Source organism: Bacteroidota bacterium (genome assembly GCA_017303975.1).
In the GTDB taxonomy this organism is placed as follows: domain Bacteria; phylum Bacteroidota; class Bacteroidia; order JAFLBG01; family JAFLBG01; genus JAFLBG01.
On the sequence record JAFLBG010000018.1, the window covers coordinates 39,524 to 59,436 of the forward strand.

Genomic DNA, 19,913 nt, shown 5'->3' on the forward strand with positions numbered 1-19,913 from the left:
TAGTTGATGTGATTTAATTTCTAAGTAGTTCTCCCAACGAGCTTTCGTACTTGCCTTTAAAGTTGCTTATTTCGCCCCAGCTTTCTTCATCTACTTTTATTGTTTTTTCTGTTACTTCTCCTATAAAGTTGAATTCAACTTCTTGATTCATCATAAACTCAATAAACGTATCTTCTTTTTCTTGGGCTACACTAACTACAATTCTGCTTTGCGACTCTCCAAATAAAAATGCATCTTTTCGTAACATATCGTCTGTGCTAATATCAAAACCTAACTGGTTTACAAATGCACTTTCTACAAGTGTTACAAATAATCCACCATCCGACACATCGTGAGCGGTTTCTATTAATCCTGCTCTTATCAAAGCTTTGGTTGCATGTTGAACGTTGAATTCTTCGTCCAAGTTAAAGTAGGGTGCAGGTGTGTTTTTTATGTTGTGAAAAGAGTAAACATATTCTGAACTGGAAATATCATTTCTTGATTCACCGATTAAATAAATTAAGTGTCCGGCTTTTTTAAATCCAATTGGAGTAATATTTTTTTTGTCTTTTATTAATCCCAACATTCCAATCGTTGGAGTAGGGAAAACAGGTCCTTCGTAAGAAGACTGATTGTAAAAACTAACATTGCCTCCTGTAACAGGAGTTTTAAATTTTGTGCAAGCAGCCGACATTCCTTTAATAGAGCCCACAAATTGCCAATACACTTCTGGATTATATGGATTTCCAAAGTTTAAACAGTTTGTTACTGCACTCGGCTCTCCTCCGGAACACACAATGTTTCTGGCACATTCAGAAACTGCAATGGCGCAACCTATTTCAGGGTCGGCATTTACATAACGAGAGTTGCAGTCCACTTTCAATGCAAGTGCATTGTTTGAATCTTTAATATTTACTATAGCAGCATCCGATGGATTGTTGGTGCTCATATTTATTGTACCTACCATTGAGTCGTATTGCTCATACACCCACTTTTTAGAAGCAATGTTTGGATGAGAAACTAAAAAGGTAGCCACGTCTTTTAAATTTTCAGGCTGTTTTACTTGCTCAATCGAAAACTCTTTAGCTGCTGCATAATAAGCAGGCTCTACATAATCTCTTTTATATACAGGAGCTCCTCCGCCTAATACCAATGATTCTGCAGGAACTTGTGCTACTAGCTCATTATTCATGTAGTATTCCAATATATCGCCTTCTATCACTTCTCCAATTTGAACACAGTTTAAATCCCACTTGTCAAAAACTTTTTTTACAGGTTCTTCCATTCCCTTCTTCACAACAATAAGCATTCTTTCTTGCGATTCGGACAAAAGAATTTCAAACGGCAGCATGTTTGCTTGGCGAGTAGGAACTTTATCCAACCATATTTTCATTCCGTGTTTTCCTTTTGCAGACATTTCAGAGGTGGAACACGTAATTCCCGCGGCTCCCATATCTTGCATGCCAATTACAGCACCTGTTTTTATAACTTCTAACGATGCTTCGAGCAATAATTTTTCTTGGAATGGATCGCCCACTTGTACCGCAGGCAAATCTTTAGCCGACTCTTCGGTTAAATTAGCTGATGCAAAGCTAGCTCCATGTATTCCATCTTTTCCTGTTGACGAACCTACAATGAAAACCGGGTTTCCTGCTCCGTAAGATGTAGCAGAAACAGTTTCTCCCACTTTAACCAATCCTACAGACATTGCATTTACCAATGGATTTACATTAAAGCATTCATCAAAAAACACCTCGCCACCAACTGTCGGAATTCCAAATGCATTTCCGTAATCTCCAATTCCTTTTACAACGCCTTTTATGAGCCACTTTGTTCTTTCTAATTTTATATCACCAAAACGTAATGAATTTAATTGTGCAATAGGACGAGCACCCATTGTAAAAATATCTCTGTTTATTCCACCAACACCCGTTGCTGCGCCTTGGTATGGCTCTAATGCAGAAGGGTGGTTGTGCGATTCAATTTTAAAAGCACACGCCAATCCATCACCAATATCAACCAATCCGGCATTTTCTTCTCCGGCTTTGGCAAGCATGTGCGGGCCATCTTTAGGTAATGTTTTAAGCCAAGTAATAGAGTTTTTGTAGGAGCAATGTTCACTCCACATTACAGAATAGATGCTTAACTCTGTAAAATTGGGAGTTCTGCCTAAAATCTCTTTTATTTTTTCAAACTCTTCCGGAAGTAATTTTAATTTTTGCGCTTGCTCTACTGTTGCTAAGTCATGCTCTTTTACTTGCATAAATATCTTTTTTGTGTGCAAACAAATTTAATAGGATTAATGGTGTTATAGCTATTAAGATCTATATTTTTTTATCAACGTAACTACTTCTTTTGCTTCTTTTACATCGTGCACCCGAAGAATATCCGCTCCGTTTAATAAACAAATGGTGTTCAGCACTGATGTGCCGTTTAAAGCATTTTTTGGCAGCGTACCCAACACACTATTTATCATCGACTTTCTTGATACGCCTGTTAATAAAGGATATCCAAGCATTTTATAAACATGTAGGTTTTTTAAAATTTCATAATTATGGTCTACAGTTTTCCCAAATCCGAATCCGGGATCTACAATTATTTTATTAAACCCATGTAGGCTTAATTTGTCTATTTGTTTTTGTAAGTGGTCGTACACATCCATTACTACATCTGTATATGCAGGTTTAAGTTGCATGGTGGCAGGAGTGTTTTGAATGTGCATTAATATATAAGGTACGTTTAATTCACGCACGGTGTCAAACATGTTATCGTCTAGTGTTCCTCCTGAAATGTCATTTACCATATCGGCACCTGCTGAAACTGCCCTAACGGCAACAGAATGGTTGTAAGTGTCAACAGAAATTATTGCTTTTGGGAACAAGGCTTTCGTAAGCTGTATAGCCGGAATCACTCGTTCTAATTCTTCCTCTGTAGTAATTGTTGCGGCACCGGCTTTGGTGGAGCACCCTCCAATATCAATAATATCGGCACCTTCGTGTATCAATTTGTTTATGTGTGTTACAAGCAATTCTTCCTTCAAGTATTTTCCTCCATCAAAAAAAGAATCGGGTGTAACATTTAAAATTCCCATTACCCAAGGAGCTGTTGGTTCTAAAAGGGAGAATAAATTCGAATTCATGCGTCTGTATTTTTAAATTCTAATTTTAGTTTGCTATACACCATTCAAATGCATTACATTTTGTAAACTTTGGTAAATGGCTGTATTTCATGATAACTAACAATGATGTTTAAAACTGTTTAGATTTCTTCTATTTATGTTGAAAAATCAAAGCGTAAAAGTCGGATATTCAGCATATAATTCATAATTTAACACCTAGAATTATGAATTAGTTCGGTTTACAATACTATGGAAAAAACTCGAGTGCAATACGAAGCAGCTGTAAAGTCAGCCAGAAATGTTTTTACGAATAAAATGAAAGATTATGGAACGGCATGGCGAGTGCTTAGAGTTAGTTCTATTACCGATCAAATTTTTATAAAAGCACAACGTATTAGAAGTATTGAGGAGAAAGGGATGCAAAAGGTGCAAGAAGACGTACGTTCGGAATATATTGGAATCGTTAATTATTGTGCCATTGCTCTTACGCAACTAGAGCTAAGAAGCGATACCAGAGTAGAGTTGCCGCACGATGAAGCCATTCAGTTGTATGATAAGTATATAACAATGGCAAGGAATTTGATGGAAAATAAGAATCATGATTACGATGAAGCTTGGCGTGATATGCGCATAAGTTCACTAACAGATTTGATTTTAATGAAGTTGTTGCGTATAAAACAAATTGAGGATAATAAAGGTCAAACCATTGCATCCGAAGGGATAGATGCCAATTACTTAGATATGATTAATTACGCAATTTTTGCATTGATTCGTTTAAGTGAACAATAAAAACTAAAATTTTATGATGAGGATTATAACACAATTTTCTAGAATATTTGTAGGAGTTCTATTTATCTTTTCCGGACTTATCAAAGCAAATGACCCGCTTGGGTTTTCCTATAAGCTGGACGAATATTTTGAAGTTTTTGGAACGGAATTTTTAATGCCATTATCTTTGTTTTTGGCAATATTTATGTGTGTGCTTGAAGTGGTGTTGGGTTTCTTTCTGCTATTAGGTGCACGTATAAAACTTACGCTTTGGCTTTTGCTAGCCCTAACAGTGTTTTTTGGATTTCTAACTTTTTATTCAGCCTATTACGATGTAGTTAAGTCGTGTGGATGTTTTGGCGATGCTATAAAACTTACACCTTGGCAGTCGTTTTGGAAGGATATGATTTTGTTGGCTTTTGTGTTGATTTTGTTAATCGGTCAAAAGCACATCAACTCACTTCTTGGAGAAACAGCGGAGAATATTGCAATGGCAATAATTATTGCAGGCACTGTAGCATTTCCTGTTTATACCTACAACTACTTGCCAATCAAAGATTTTAGAGCATATGCAATAGGGAAAAACATACCAGAACAAACGCTAGGTAAGCCCGATGTCCTAAAGTTTTTCTACACCTTAAAAAACAAGAAAACTGCTGAAACTAAAGAGTTTGATACATGGCCAGAAAATTGGGATGTAGAATGGGATTACGTAAGCAGCAGAAACGAAGTTGTTGAAAAAGGCGTAGAGCCTCAGATAAAAGATTTTGGTATTTCTTCTGTTGAAGACGGTGCAGATTATACACAAGATATCATAACAAATCCAAACTATAATTTTCTGCTGATAGCATATGATTTAGCTAAAACGGAAAAAGATGTTCAAGGTAGAATAAATGATTTTTATGAACTGTGCTCAAATGACAGTGTTTCTTTTGTATGTCTTACTGCCTCCGGCAAAGATTTGGTAACTCCGTTTAAAGCAGAATATAAAATTAACTATCCGTTCTATAACACAGATGGTACAGTGCTAAAAACAATGATAAGGGCCAATCCCGGGCTTATGCTTTTAAAAGGCGGTGTAGTGATAGATATGTGGCATTATAATTCATTCCCTGCTTACAACGATGTTAAGCAAAAATATTTTGGTAAGTAGTGATTAGTTATATTTTCAAGAAAATTATTTACGGATTTTTGGTCATGCTGGGCGTGGTTACTGCCGTTTTTTTCTTGTTTAATGTATTGCCCGGAGATCCTGCTCGATTAATGTTGGGACAGCGTGCCGATCAAGCTTCCATCGATGCAATAAATAAAGATTTAGGAAGAGACAAACCATTGTTCAGTCAGTTTGTATTGTATTTAAATGATTTATCTCCAATCTCATTTCACAATAAAGTGGATAAAGACAATTATTTATTTTTAAATCCTGAAAAATACTCAGCTAAGGAATTGCTTGATATTGGTAGCCAAGGCGTTCTTGTGCTTAAATATCCTTATTTAAGAAGGTCTTACCAAACCAAGAAAAAAGTTTCCGAAATATTACAAGAAACACTTCCTGAAACAGCAGTATTGGCATTTTCAGCCATGGTACTTGCATCTTTTTTAGGAATTATTTTGGGCGTTGTTGCAGCCTTAAAAAAAAATACATTATTCGATAAACTATCTCTTTTGCTTGCAGTACTTGGCATGGCAGGTCCTTCTTTTTTTGTAGGACTAATTTTTGCCTGGATTTTCGGGTATTTGCTAAGCGATTATACCGGATTAAATACAGTTGGCAGCCTATATACATCGGACGATTACGGAAATGGAGAATACTTAGATTTGAAAAATTTAATTCTTCCTGCTGTAACACTTGGAATAAGACCGTTGGCAATCATTGTACAATTAACTCGAAGTTCTCTGTTAGATGTATTGTCGCAAGACTATATACGTACAGCTCATGCAAAAGGGCTATCAAAGGCTGTGGTGGTTTTTAAACATGCCTTAAAAAATGCACTAAATCCTGTTGTTACTGCAATTTCCGGGTGGTTTGCAAGTTTGTTGGCAGGTGCCATTTTTGTAGAATATATATTTGGGTGGAAAGGTGTTGGCAAGGAAGTTGTTGATGCATTAGATAAATATGATTTGCCGGTAGTAATGGGAACAGTATTGGTTGCTGCATTTTTATTTGTGCTAATTAATATACTGGTTGATATAATTTATGGATTACTCGACCCGCGAATACGATTGAGGTAAATAGTAAGAGTTTGAAAGTTGTAAGGTTTGAAAGTTAGAAAGAGGAGTTTAACTGATAAATAAGTTGTATTTCGATGGTCATAGGCTCGCTCAGTTAATGATTGACTATGATTTAGGTGTAAGCACGCAGCAAGTGTATGAATTAAAAAAAATTGATAATGATTATTTTGGAGAGGAATAGTATAATTTGCTTTGATTTTTCAACGTTCTAACCTTCCAACTTTAAACAAACTATTCATGAGAAAAAAAATTGTTGCCGGTAATTGGAAAATGAATAAAAGCCTTTCAGAAGCAATTGCTCTTTTGGAAGCGCTAGATGATTCCTATGAAACATATGCAACTGAAGCTGTTGAGGTTGTTGTTGCTCCGCCTTTCCCGTATTTATTTTCGATTAAGGAATCGGTTAGGAATAAAAATATTGCAATAAAAGTTGCTGCACAAAATTGCCATCACGAGGAGAAAGGAGCTTATACCGGAGAAGTTTCTGCATCCATGTTAAGTTCGATTGGAATAGATTATATTATTATTGGACATTCTGAAAGACGACAATATTTTAATGAAAATTCTGCACAGCTAAAAAATAAAATTCAACAAGCATTTTCAAATAACTTAACTCCAATTTATTGTGTGGGCGAAAGTTTGGCTGAACGTGAAGCTAACAGGCATTTTGAAATTGTTGAGCAGCAGCTTACAGAAGTTTTAGCAGGAATTTCACCGCAAGCTAAATTTGTGGTTGCTTACGAGCCGGTTTGGGCTATTGGCACAGGAAAAACAGCGTCTGTAAATCAAGCGCAAGAAATGCATGCATTTATTCGTGCGGTATTGCAAACGATACTGTCGCCCGATACAGCAGCCGCTACATCTGTGTTGTATGGTGGTAGTTGTAATGCGCAAAATGCAAAAGATTTATTTGCTTGCACAGATATAGACGGAGGACTTATTGGAGGCGCTTCGTTAGACGCCACTCAATTTATTACAATCATTAAATCATTTTAAAATGGATTATATAGAGTTTGATTTTACTGTAAGTCCATTAGAGCCGCATGCTGAAATTCTTACCACAAATTTGGCTGAATTAGGCTTTGATAGTTTTGTAGACACAGAAAAAGGCTTTCTTGCGTATATACCGCAAAACGTTTTTACAAAAGATGTAATAAAAAGTATTGGCGAATTTTATAATTCGGAAGTTTCTGTAACCTATACCTATAGAGCTATTCAACAACAAAACTGGAATAAAATTTGGGAAGACAACTTTAAACCAATTGTTGTTGCAGATAAATGTGCTGTTCGCGCTACTTTTCACGAGCCAATGAAATTTCCTTACGAAATTATTATTGACCCCAAAATGGCTTTTGGTACAGGACATCACGAAACTACATCCATGGTAATGGAAACAATGCTCGGCTTTGATTTTAATAACAAACTCGTTGCCGATATTGGTGCCGGAACAGGAATACTGAGTATTTTAGCTTCAAAACTTGGCGCTACAAGCATTGCAGCGGTAGATATTGACGAGTGGCCTTATGAAAGTATTTTAGAAAATTCTTTCCTCAATCAAATAGAAAACATTACTGCTTATAAAGGAACGGTAGACTTATTTAAAAATTTGCAGTTCGATATTGTATTGGCAAATATCAATAAAAATGTAATTCTACAAGATGTGCAAAAGTACTACGAAATACTTAATAAAGGCGGACTGCTTATACTGAGCGGATTTTACGAAGCTGATTGTCCGGATATTTTAGCGCAAACAACAAAATTAAATTTAAAAGAAATAAAACGTTTGGTTAAGAATAACTGGACGTGCTTAACATTGCAATTTTAAGAAAAATGAATTTGAAAAAAATTACTGTTTATATCTTGCTGAGTCTATTCTCGGGTGTTTTGATTGGGCAAACCCAAATTAAAAGTTTTACAGAAGAGCCTGTGAAATTTATGGACGAGCTAAAAGATTTTTTTCAGCAAAATAGTTCTGATAAGGGTGCTGCAGATGATTTTGCTGATGATTTTGAAAAATTTTGGAAGCTTAATAAACTTAATCCGGATCAAACAAAAGCTGTTTATACAACTTGTAATTTAATGCTAAAAAAGCGCTTGCGTGCCATGGTAGAGTTTAAATCCTACTTAACATGTATTATGAATTTTGCAAACACAAATCAGTCGTTAGGAAATTTTAAAACATGGAGTTTTTGTGTGGAGAAAATTTTAAATGGAAAAGCTATAAAAAACTTTACCGACTACCTAACAATGAGCGAGTCGTTGTTTTATTCAAATTCATTTTATAAATCGCCTACGTACGAATGGGCGTCTAATAACTCTAATTACGTATTTGAATACGATAGTGTGCCCAAAGTTGTATTTCCTAGTTTAAATTTAAGTTGTTACAATTCTAAGTCAGATAGCACTGTTATTCAAAGTACGCAAGGAGTTTATTTTCCTTTCTCTCAAAAATTTATTGGTAAGGGAGGGCGGTTCGATTGGACTCGTGTTGGTTCCGACCCAAATGTTGTGTATGCTGAAATAAAAAAATATGAAATAATTTGCAAGGCAGGTGGCTTTACAATCGACTCTGTTACGTTTTATCATAAGCAATATTTTACAAAACCACTAAAAGGTGTTATCACAGAAAAAATGATTTCTGAAGATAAAAGTATTGCTTCTTATCCGCGTTTCGAGTCGTACGACAAACGCCTTCAAATTCCCAATGTAGCATTAAATGTAGATTATGATGGAGGTTTTGCTATGCGTGGTTCAAAGTTTATGGGTGCGGGTAGTAATGCCGAGGATGCATATTTAAAATTCAAAAGAAACGATAAATATTTTATAGTAGCTGGCTCTAAGCAGTTTGCCATTACTAAAGAAAAATTGTATTCGGACAACTCGAACGTACTTATCTTTTTGGAGAATGATACCATATCTCATCCTGGTTTAAGTTTAACATATTTGATACCCAAAAATCAACTATCGTTGATTCGAGTAGAAGATGGTTTAGGCAAGACTCCATTCTTCAATACGTTTCATGCGGTAGATATGTATTTTGAAGAGTTGTCATGGAAAACGGATGAGCCCACCATTAATTTAAAATCCTTAACAGGTAGTAGTACTATAGAAGCAGATTTCGAATCAAATAATTACTATAAGCAAAATCGCTATGACCGCCTGATGGGAATGGATGGATCGCATCCATTGCCAAGAATAAGAGACTATATTGTTAAAGCCAATGGAGGAAATAGAGAAGTAAATGTAATTGAGTTGGCAAAATACATGAAGATTACTGCTGATAATTTGCGCCCAATGCTTGTAACGTTTGCAAGTAAAGGGTTTTTAACGTATTTCACTGCCGAAGATAGAATAATTGTAAAACAACGCTTGTTTAATTATATCTCAAACAGAGCCGGGAAGACAGATTACGATGTTATTTCTTTTCACTCGGAAATAAAAGGAGTGCCAAATGCAAGCATTAATTTATTGAATTATGATATTACGTTGCGAGGTATTTCTTCTATACTACTTTCCGACTCTCAGCAAGTATTTATTTATCCCAAAGACAAGCAAATTATACTTAAAAAGAATAGAGATTTTCTGTTTGCAGGTATCATTAATGCGGGTAAATTCGAGTTTTGGGGCAAAGAATTTTCTTTTGAATACGATAAGTTTAAAATTAATTTAACTCAGGTGGATTCGCTTAGAATTAAAGTGGAATCTTTCGAACCTAATGAAAGAGGCGAGTATCCATTGGTGAGAGTTAAAAGTATTGTCGAAAATATTACGGGTGATTTGCTAATTGATCATCCTAAAAATAAATCTGGAATCAAAGAATTTGTGCAATATCCTATTTTCAATAGTTTCAAGGAGTCATATGTTTTTTATGATAAAAAATCTAAACCGGGTAAGTTGTACAATAGGAGTAATTTCTATTTTAAATTGGAGCCTTTTACAATTGATAGTTTAGATAATTTTTCTAACAAGGCACTCTCCTTTAAAGGAACATTTGCATCAGCAGGAATTTTTCCAAGTTTCGAGGAAAAACTTTCACTTCAATCTGATTACTCTTTGGGTTTTGTTAGAAATACACCACCCGATGGATTTGCATTGTACGAAGGGAAAGGTAAGTTCATGAACAAAATTAATTTAAGTAATAATGGCTTAAAAGGAGATGGAGATATAAAGTATGTTACGTCTACAACAAAATCAAACGATATCATTTTTTTCCCGGATTCTATGAATGCCCACGGTCAAAATTTTAATGTGGAAGAGCAAAAAGGAGGTAAAGTTGAATTTCCGCAAGTTAAAGGAGAAAATGTGTATGTGCATTGGATGCCTAAGAAAGATTATATGCACATTTCCAATAAAGAAAAACCGTTCACAACATATAATGGACAAGCCGATTTTTATGGTAGATACACACTTACTCCGGATTTATTGTCAGGAAATGGAAAATCTACCTTCTCCGGAGCTGAACTGGAATCTAATAACATTGCATTCAAAAATATGACTTTTGATGCAGATACATCTGATTTCCGTCTTAAAGCAACACAGCAAACTACGGATAATGCATTGGCTTTCTCTACCAAAAATGTAAATGCACATATCGATTTTACTACTCGTTCGGGCGAGTTTAAGTCAAATGGAAAAGGTTCTGTTGTAAATTTCCCTCAAAACCAATATATGTGTTTCATGGATCAGTTTAAATGGTTTATGGATAAAAGCGATATAGAACTTGGTTCCAGTAAAAAAGTGGATGATAGAACAGATGTGGAGTTAACCGGTTCGGAGTTTATTTCTACGCACCCAAAACAAGATTCTTTAAAGTTTGTAGCCCCATATGCAAAATACGATACCAAAAACTATATTATTACTGCTAAAGAAGTGAAGCATATTAATGTAGCCGATGCTAGAGTATTTCCAGATAGTGGGGTGGTTGTGATAGAAAAAAATGCCGTAATGAAAACGTTGAAAAACGCAAGAATCATGGCTAATACTGTTACCAAGCATCATAATTTGTACGATTGTACTGTGAATATTTATGCTAAGAAGAGTTATTCTGGATCAGGCTATTATGATTATGTAGATGAGTTGAAGAAAAAACAATCTATTTATTTTAGTAATATTTCTGTAGATACAACCTATCAAACCTTTGCATCTACAGAAATTGGTGAGGATAAGGGATTTACGCTTAGTCCGCATTTTGATTACAAAGGAAAAGCATCCTTGTATGCTTCCAAACCAGCACTTTTATTTGCAGGAGCAGCACGAATTCATCAACCATGTGAGTCTGTAAAATCCAGTTGGTTGAAATTTTCAGATGAAATTAATCCGAATCAAATTTATATACCTGTATCTGCTACTCCAGAAGATTATGAGGGTAATAGTATCCATTCATCACTAATGTTGGCAAACGATTCAGCCCATGTGTATTCTGCATTCTTGTCTAAGGCAAGAACAAAAAGCGACCCGGAGGTATTTCCCTCTGAAGGTTTCTTAACATTTGATAAAACAACTCAGGAGTATCGAATATCTAATAAAGAAAAGCTTACCGAAATAAACATGCCTGGAAATTACTTAAGCATCAATACAAAATCGTGTATTGTAAAAGCAGAAGGTAAATTAAACTGGGGCACAGATTACGGTCAAATTAAAGTAAACACGGTAGGTGTAGCCAAACAGTATTTAATTCCTGACTCGGTTGTGTTTGAAGTAATGATGGGACTGAATTTCTTTTTTGACGATAATGCGTTGGGTAAGATGGCCGATGAAATTGGTATTTATTTTACGAATCTTCCGCTTACTGACTTCTCCAGGCCATTGTATGAAAAGGGATTGCGTGAGTTGGTAGGAAAAGCCGAGGCAGATAAATTAATATCTCAGGTAAATCTTTACGGTTCATTCAAAAAATTCCCTGATGAATTAAAATATTCAATTTTGTTTAATGATTTAAAATTCAAATGGAATCCAACTACAAAATCATATTTATCGGTAGGTAAAATTGGAGTTGGAAGTATTCTTAAAACTCAGGTAAACAAATATGTTGATGGTTTTATAGAGATTGAAAGAAAGAAAAGTGGCGATAACTTAAATATTTATTTGGAGTTAGATGGAACTAATTGGTATTATTTTAACTATTCAAGAGGTTTAATGCAAGCTATTTCATCGAACGAAAGTTTCAATAACATTATAAAGGAACTTAAATCGGATAAGCGTCAGATGAAAACGGAAAAAGGGCAAGCTGCCTATCAATTTAATTTATCTAACCTAAATAAGAAAACGCAGTTTATTAAGAGGGTAAATCAAGTTAATGCGGAGGAAGAGGAATACAAAGAACCTAAATAGTTTTTAGTAGGGTTATTATATAATGCAAAAAGCAGGACTAATTGTCCTGCTTTTTAGTTATAATTCGGCTGTGATTAGGATAAATCCCCCCAGAATACCCCAACCACAACCGAGCTTATGAGATTACAGTTAATATATTGTAAAACACTGTTACTAACACTAAAAATACACTTACATCTTTTGATGTTTTGTTGTCTATCTTCTTTGCAATTGTTTTCATGGTGCCCTCCTTTTTTAGAATTTGTTTCTTTTAACAATATTACCATCAATTTGTGGTGATTACAATCAGCGTTTTACGAACGGTAGGTTTTGTTTAATAAACGGTAAAAATGGTCTGTTTCAGAAAATTTTCATCGATATAGGGCTCGTCAGAATTGTATGCTCCTTGTAAAATTAGAGCTTTAAGATCCCCCGTTTTATCAGCCATTTAAAAACAGAAACGCTCAGCTATTGCCGAGCGTTTCTGTCATTCTGAACCTTAAAAACAAAACTACATCCCCCAAAGAGTTAAGTCTTTAAATTTCACGAATTGAAGTATAAAATTGCGTTTATTACATGATAAAAAATAAAGCCAGCTGTTCCAAGAATTAATAGTGCATTAATAATATCAGCTGCATTAATTCTACTTGTTTCTTTCTTGTTTATTGTTGCCGTTTTCATGATGTTCTCCTTTCTTTTTAGTTTGTTTTGCGTTCTTTTAATAAAGATACATTCGCTTTTTTCGCAAAGCTATTGCGGTTGTACAAACGGTAAGTTTTGTTAAATGAATGGTCTAATTCATTCTGTTGTAGTATTTTTAATTGAATTGTTCGATTGTGATTAGGTTAGAAAGGTCTTGGATTTATTTAATTATGTATGTTGGTTGGATGTTTTACTTGTAACTTTTGAGAAGTGGTATTCGTCCAATGTTAAAAAGAAGTAGTGCTGAGATTGTCAAACTTTTTTTAGTTACACTACTCTTTTTTTAAAATTAGTGGTATATTTAAGACTTAAAATTTAATAATTACAAAAAATGATTAAAAAAGTACTATTTGCGGCTTGTTTAGCCTCAGTTTTTTCGATAAATGCACAAGTAACTGTTACTTTCCCTAATGGAGGAGAAACATTACCATCAGGAATACCTGCATTCATTACTTGGGACGATTCTCAAACATCTGCCCCAACATCAGATATTTATTTGTCTCTTAATGGTGGTGCTAACTGGACTTTAGTTTCAGCTGGTGAGTCTAATTTAGGTATAGGTTTTTCTCTTTATTCTTGGTCGGTGCCAAGTACTACTTCTACCTCAGCTCTTATTAAGGTTGATGATGGAGTAGGTGCAGATCAAAGCGATGCTGTATTTACTATTGGAGGAGGGCTTCCTAATTCCGTGCAATCAATTAATGGTGTTGCTTCTGTTAAAGCATTTTTTGCTAATAACGAATTAAATATTTCTAATATAGAAAAGGCATCCTTTAACAACTTAAAAGTTTATGATGTTACAGGCAATTTGGTGTTTAAGTCAGATGCATACTCAAATGCTTATTCTGTTAACGATTTTAAATCGGGTATTTATCTTATTCAAATAGCAGACAAGAATAACAATATTGTTACAAAGAAAATAGTTAAATAACAATCTAATTAATTAATAAAAAAAGTTGTTTGTAGTATTACAAGCAACTTTTTTTATTTTTATACCTACATGTCAACAGTTAAAGAGAATTCAATGGATAAAGAGTGGGATTTGGTTATAAAACCAAAATCTTCTTTGTTTGATATTGATGTTAAAGAGGTTTTAAAATACAAGGATTTGTTGATGATGTTTGTAAAGAGAGATTTTATTTCTGTTTACAAACAAACAATTCTGGGCCCTATTTGGTTTTTTATTCAACCCATATTTACAACCATTACTTTTACTATAGTATTTGGCACTATTGCTAAGATATCAACGGAATCTATTCCTGCGCCTTTGTTTTATTTAGCCGGAATTACCTTGTGGAATTATTTTTCAGAATGTCTTAATAAAACATCCGATGTATTTACTACCAATGCCTCTATTTTTGGCAAGGTATATTTTCCAAGATTAGTTGTTCCAATTTCAATTATTGTATCTAATCTGCTAAAATTAGCAGTTCAGTTTGCCCTGTTTTTAGGACTTTGGTTTTATTATTTAGCATCAGATGTTTATGCCATTCATCCGCAGTATGGCTACATGATTTTACTTCCGTTTCTTATTCTTATTATGGCACTAATTGGTTTAGGATCGGGTATTATTCTTTCTGCATTAACAACAAAATACCGCGATTTAAAATTTCTGATTTCGTTTGGAGTTCAATTGCTAATGTACGCAACTCCTATTGTTTATCCGCTTTCGAGTGCCACTGGAAAAATTAAAATGATTTTATTGCTGAATCCAATTACAAGTGTAATAGAACTATTCAAATTTATGTTTTTGGGTGTAGGAAGCTTTAACCCAATGTATTTAATTTATGCTACCGTGTTTTCTATTTTAGTGTTTGTTTTAGGCGTTTTAATCTTTAACAAAGTAGAGAAAAACTTTATGGATGTAGTTTAAAATGACAAAACCCTCAAGCAATATATTTAAAGCTGAAACTTTCGTCAGTCAAGCAAATAAAGAGAGTTTGCTTAAACAAAAAGCAGTGGTTGTTTGGTTGTTTGGTCTTTCTGGTGCAGGGAAAAGTACTATTGCAGTGGAGTTGGAAAATAAATTATACAAAGAAGGATTCTTAACTAAACTACTGGATGGAGATAATTTAAGGCTAGGATTGAATAAGGGGTTGGGTTTTACAGATGATGATAGAGCTGAGAATTTAAGGCGTTCGGCTGAAGTCGCAAAACTTTTTTACGAATGTGGAATAGTTACCATCTGTTCATTCATTACTCCTCTTGCTTCTCATAGAGAAATTGTAAAAAATATCGTAGGAGATGGTTTGTCCTTTGTTTATATCAACTGCGAAAAGGAAATATGCGAAAAAAGAGATGTAAAAGGATTGTACGCCAAAGCTCGCAATGCCGAAATTGTTGGCTTTACAGGAGTAGGTTCTAGTTTTGAAGTTCCTTCAGCTTCGGATTTAGTAATAGATACATCCAATAAATCAATAGCACAATCGGTTGAAGAATTGTACCAATACATAGTCGCTAAAATTAAAATTTAACTGGTATGTCTTACAATCTACCTTATTTAAAACAGCTAGAGGCAGAGTCGATTTTTATTATTAGAGAAGCTTTTGCTCAATTTGAAAATCCAGCCATCCTCTTTTCAGGCGGTAAAGATTCCATTGTATTAGTTCATTTATGTCGTAAGGCATTTTATCCATCAAGAATTCCTTTCCCTTTAGTGCATATTGATACAGGCCATAATTTTTTAGAAGCAATCGATTTTAGAGATTATTTGGTGGATAAATTGGGTGTAAAGTTAGTTGTGGGTTATGTGGAGGATTCAATTAAAGAAGGCAAGGTTACAGATGAAAAAGGAATAAACAGCAGCCGTAATGTGTTGCAAACTGTTACATTACTTGATACAATTGAAAAATATAAATTTGATGCTGCGCTTGGCGGAGCAAGGCGTGACGAAGAGAAAGCGAGGGCAAAAGAAAGATTTTTTTCACATCGTGATGAATTTGGACAATGGGATCCTAAAAATCAACGCCCGGAGTTGTGGCAATTATTCAATGGAAAGAAGCATCAAGGGGAACATTTTAGGGTGTTTCCTCTTAGTAATTGGACAGAATTGGATGTTTGGAACTATATAAAGCAAGAAAATTTAGAACTCCCTTCTATTTACTTTTCCCATATTCGCTCTTGTTTTAAACGAGATAACGTAATTTTAGCGTATTCCGATTTTATGGTGTTAAAAGACACAGAAACCCCAGTAGATATGACAGTTCGATTTAGAACAGTTGGTGATATGACTTGTACCGGAGCCGTACTTTCTAAAGCTTCTACAATAGACGAAATAATTCATGAAATAGAGCAGAGTAGTACCACAGAACGAGGCACACGCTTTGACGATCAACGCTCCGAAGCAGCGATGGAGGACAGAAAAAAAAGTGGATATTTTTAAACTATGAGCTCTACAAACAACATAGATTTATTGCGCTTTGCAACAGCAGGTAGTGTGGATGATGGCAAGAGTACGCTTATTGGAAGACTTTTGCACGATTCAAAGTCTATATTACAAGATCAATTAGAAAACATTAAAGCTTTAAGTGAAAAGCGTGGAGATAATTTTTTGAATCTAGCACTTTTAACAGATGGTTTACGAGCAGAGCGAGAGCAAGGTATTACCATAGATGTAGCATATAGATATTTTTCAACTCCTAAACGTAAGTTTATTTTAGCAGATTCACCTGGGCATGCGCAATACACTAGAAACATGATTACTGCCGTATCGGGCGTAAGTTTGGTTATTGTAATGATTGATGCCCGAAATGGGGTAGTTGAGCAAACCAGAAGGCATTCGTTTATTGCCGAACTTTTAGGCGTTAAGCATTTAATTGTTTCTGTAAATAAAATGGATTTGGTTGATTATAATCAAACAGTTTTTACTACCATAAAAGACAAGTACACTGATTTTATTTCGAAAACATCTATTCCTGATGTTCAGTTTGTGCCTATTAGTGCGCTGAAAGGAGATAATGTAGTGGACAAATCAACACAAATGCATTGGTACGATGGACCTACATTAATGTATTTGCTCGAAAATGTGCAGGTAAATAGCGATTACAACAGAGTAGATTGTCGTTTTCCTGTTCAAACCGTAATTCGGCCACAAAGTGCCGATTATCATGATTACAGAGGCTATGCCGGAAGAGTGGCAAGTGGTGTTTTCAAGAAAAACGATGAAGTGATTGTTCTTCCGTCAAAGAATAAAACAAGAATTAAGAAGATTGATACGTTTGATGGCGAGCTAAATGAGGCTTTTGCACCCATGTCGGTAACATTATTGCTTGAAGACAATATTGACATAAGTCGTGGAGATATGATTGTAAAACCTAATAATCTGCCTATGGAAACACAGGAGTTAGATGTAATGGTTTGTTGGTTGAGCGATAAAAAACTTGTTGTTGGGGGTAAGTATATCTTAAAACATACCACAAAAGAGGTTAAATGTGTGGTAAAAGAGGTTTATTACAAAATAAACATCCAAACATTGCATAGATACGATGTTGATACAGAAATTGGCTTGAATGATATTGGTAAGATTAAGCTAAAAATAGCAGCCCCTTTGCTGTATGATTCCTACCAACAAAATAAGGCTACCGGAAGTCTGATTTTAATAGATGAATCAACACTAAATACAGTTGCTGCATGCACAATAAGATAGGTTTTTTATTATATCTAAAATAGTTATCTTTCAGCTTGTTTTGTTACCTAAGTTGATTCATGTCCAATAAAGTTATCAGTGTTGAAAATATAAGTAAACAATACCGCTTAGGTAGTATTGGTCGTGCTAGTCTATCCGATGAATTCAAATCATTTGTAAATAGAATTTCCGGGAAGAAAGAAAGTGTTCAAATTGACGAAAATGATAGAACAATAAAAGGCACATCCAATCTGGTTTGGGCTTTGAAAGACGTTTCGTTTGATGTGTCGCAGGGAGAAGTAGTTGGTATAATTGGTAAAAATGGTGCAGGCAAATCAACTCTTTTGAAAATTTTATCACGAACTACAACACCAACAACCGGAACTATTAAGTTAAAGGGTCGTGTGGCAAGCTTGTTGGAAGTTGGAACTGGTTTTCATCCTGAGCTTTCCGGACGTGAAAATATTTTTTTAAATGGAACTATTATGGGCATGACCAAGCGTGAGGTTGCCCAAAAATTTGATGAAATTGTTGATTTTGCTGGTGTTGAAAAATATATCGATACTCCTGTTAAGCGTTACAGCAGCGGAATGTATGTTCGTTTGGCATTTGCAGTTGCTGCTCACTTAGAGCCAGAAATATTAATTGTGGATGAGGTGCTTGCGGTTGGCGATGTGGAGTTTCAAAAAAAATGTTTAGGCAAGATGAAAGATGTTTCCTCTGCCGGTAGAACTGTATTGTTTGTAAGTCATAATATGCCTGTGCTTAAAGCCTTGTGTACTCGCAGTATTATGTTGGAAAAAGGAAAGATTATAAAAAATGGAAATACAAACGAAATAGTTTCTTACTACTTGAATTCGGAAAAAGCAGCAACGGATAAAGATGGTGTAATTCCTGTTTCCACACAACGTATAGGCACAGGAGAAGGCAAGTTTTTTTATTTTGCATTGTTAGATGAACAAACAAAAAGCGGCACCGATCAAATCTATTTTAGAGATACACTTGTTGTTAAATTGGGTTTTGAAGCATTTAAAACTATTCCGAAAATAAATTTTTGGATGCGTATTTTTAATAGCGATGGTATGGAAGTGGCACTAATCGAGCAATCTAAAGATATGTTTTTTGCAGACAAAGTAAGTGAAGGCAAGCACACCTATGAAATTGATATGCATATCGATTTGTTGCCCGGTAGTTATCATATGTCCGTTGGAACGTATGCCAATGGTAGCGCATTTGATTACATCGATAAAGTAATTGAATTTACCGTTTTGCAAACATCAAGAAATACTACCGAGCATTATCGTTGGGATAAATCGTTTGGTAGCGTAATGGTTGAATCTAATTGGAAAAAATTAAACTAAATATACTATGGAACTAAAAGATAAAAAGATATTAGTAATTGGAGGAGCCGGATTTATAGGCGGTTTTTTGGTAAGAGAGCTGTTAAAAGAGCCTGTTAAAGAAGTTATTGTTTATGACAATTTTGCCCGTGGGAAAATGGACAATATTGAAGATTGTTTGCAAGATAAACGCTGCTATGTTTATCCAACCGGAGGCGATGTGCGTGAAACAGATATTTTAAATGATGCTATGAAAGGCGTTGATTACGTATTTCATCTAGCAGCCATGTGGTTATTGCATTGTAAAGATTATCCTCGTACTGCTTTTGATGTGAATGTAGCAGGAACCTTTAATGTATTGGAAGCATGTGTAAAGAATAATGTAAAAAAGCTTATTTATTCTTCGTCTGCATCTGTTTATGGTGATGCAGTAGAAGTTCCAATGACAGAGAATCATCCATTTAATAATAAAAATTTTTACGGTTCTACTAAAATTTCCGGTGAGGCTATGTGTACGGCCTTTAATGATAGATATGGCTTATCTGTAATTGGATTGCGTTATATGAATGTGTATGGACCAGGACAAGATCAACACGCTGTTTATAGTGGTGTTGTGCCTATTATGTTAAATAAAATTGATGCCAATGAAGCTCCAACTATAAACGGAGACGGGACACAAGCATATGATTTTATTTATGTAGAAGATGTGGCTCGTTGCAACATTGCAGCATTAAAAAGCGACACAAACTTTGGCTACTATAACGTAGGTACAGGTATTCAAACTACTATCAAGCAATTATGCGATACTATTTTAGATTTAAAAAAATCGCCATTGAAAGTT

At 34.8% G+C, this 19,913-nt stretch carries 16 protein-coding genes; 13 read left to right on the forward strand and 3 right to left on the reverse strand.

Annotated features, from left to right (window positions below; genetic code table 11):
- Positions 1-13 precede the first annotated feature (13 nt).
- Both purL and folP read right to left on the reverse strand, forming a co-directional pair.
- The gene (gene purL, locus J0M08_07895; protein MBN8702971.1) at positions 14-2,242 is read right to left on the reverse strand and encodes a phosphoribosylformylglycinamidine synthase subunit PurL; all 2,229 of its coding nucleotides are present in this window, start codon (positions 2,240-2,242) and stop codon (positions 14-16) included.
- Between the two features lie 54 nt (positions 2,243-2,296).
- Entirely contained in the window at positions 2,297-3,070 is a 774-nt protein-coding gene (gene folP / locus J0M08_07900; protein MBN8702972.1) for a dihydropteroate synthase, read from the reverse strand.
- Positions 3,071-3,346: 276 nt separating this feature from the next.
- Here folP and J0M08_07905 point away from each other — a divergent pair, with 276 nt between their 5' ends.
- The 6 genes from J0M08_07905 (at position 3,347) to J0M08_07930 (ending at position 12,427) form a co-directional block, all read left to right on the forward strand.
- A complete protein-coding gene (locus J0M08_07905; protein ID MBN8702973.1) occupies positions 3,347-3,886 on the forward strand; it encodes a DUF1599 domain-containing protein in 540 nt (179 codons plus the stop codon).
- Positions 3,887-3,899: 13 nt separating this feature from the next.
- Positions 3,900-5,018, forward strand: coding sequence for a DoxX family protein (locus J0M08_07910; GenBank protein ID MBN8702974.1), 1,119 nt, complete (start codon positions 3,900-3,902; stop codon positions 5,016-5,018).
- Positions 5,018-6,097: an ABC transporter permease gene (locus J0M08_07915; protein MBN8702975.1), complete on the forward strand. Its 1,080-nt coding sequence runs from the start codon at positions 5,018-5,020 to the stop codon at positions 6,095-6,097. The genes J0M08_07910 and J0M08_07915 overlap by 1 nt, the downstream gene beginning before the upstream one ends.
- A 237-nt stretch (positions 6,098-6,334) precedes the next feature.
- Positions 6,335-7,093 (forward strand): triose-phosphate isomerase, encoded by a 759-nt coding sequence (locus J0M08_07920; GenBank protein ID MBN8702976.1) that lies wholly within the window; start codon positions 6,335-6,337, stop codon positions 7,091-7,093.
- 1 nt (position 7,094) lies between these two features.
- Positions 7,095-7,922, forward strand: coding sequence for a 50S ribosomal protein L11 methyltransferase (gene prmA / locus J0M08_07925; protein ID MBN8702977.1), 828 nt, complete (start codon positions 7,095-7,097; stop codon positions 7,920-7,922).
- A gap of 5 nt (positions 7,923-7,927) precedes the next feature.
- Entirely contained in the window at positions 7,928-12,427 is a 4,500-nt protein-coding gene (locus J0M08_07930) for a hypothetical protein (GenBank protein MBN8702978.1), read from the forward strand.
- 522 nt (positions 12,428-12,949) lie between these two features.
- Here the strand turns inward: J0M08_07930 and J0M08_07935 are convergent.
- Complete coding sequence (locus tag J0M08_07935) at positions 12,950-13,087, reverse strand: hypothetical protein (GenBank protein MBN8702979.1); 138 nt, start codon at positions 13,085-13,087, stop codon at positions 12,950-12,952.
- 352 nt (positions 13,088-13,439) lie between these two features.
- On the opposite strand from J0M08_07935, the gene J0M08_07940 reads away from it, so the two are divergent.
- The 7 genes from J0M08_07940 to J0M08_07970 all read left to right on the forward strand — a co-directional run.
- Positions 13,440-14,039, forward strand: a complete 600-nt coding sequence (locus J0M08_07940; protein MBN8702980.1) for a T9SS type A sorting domain-containing protein — start codon at positions 13,440-13,442, stop codon at positions 14,037-14,039.
- Positions 14,040-14,108: 69 nt separating this feature from the next.
- Positions 14,109-14,981: an ABC transporter permease gene (locus tag J0M08_07945; GenBank protein MBN8702981.1), complete on the forward strand. Its 873-nt coding sequence runs from the start codon at positions 14,109-14,111 to the stop codon at positions 14,979-14,981.
- A gap of 1 nt (position 14,982) precedes the next feature.
- The gene (gene cysC / locus J0M08_07950; protein MBN8702982.1) at positions 14,983-15,582 is read left to right on the forward strand and encodes an adenylyl-sulfate kinase; all 600 of its coding nucleotides are present in this window, start codon (positions 14,983-14,985) and stop codon (positions 15,580-15,582) included.
- A gap of 5 nt (positions 15,583-15,587) precedes the next feature.
- Positions 15,588-16,490 carry a sulfate adenylyltransferase subunit CysD gene (cysD, locus tag J0M08_07955; GenBank protein MBN8702983.1) on the forward strand — a complete coding sequence of 301 codons (903 nt, stop codon included), beginning with the start codon at positions 15,588-15,590 and terminating at the stop codon, positions 16,488-16,490.
- A 3-nt stretch (positions 16,491-16,493) separates the two neighbouring features.
- Complete coding sequence (locus tag J0M08_07960) at positions 16,494-17,753, forward strand: GTP-binding protein (GenBank protein MBN8702984.1); 1,260 nt, start codon at positions 16,494-16,496, stop codon at positions 17,751-17,753.
- 59 nt (positions 17,754-17,812) lie between these two features.
- Positions 17,813-19,093 (forward strand): ABC transporter ATP-binding protein, encoded by a 1,281-nt coding sequence (locus tag J0M08_07965; protein MBN8702985.1) that lies wholly within the window; start codon positions 17,813-17,815, stop codon positions 19,091-19,093.
- 7 nt (positions 19,094-19,100) lie between these two features.
- Positions 19,101-19,913: NAD-dependent epimerase/dehydratase family protein (locus J0M08_07970; GenBank protein MBN8702986.1), on the forward strand; the 813-nt coding region annotated here is incomplete at its 3' end.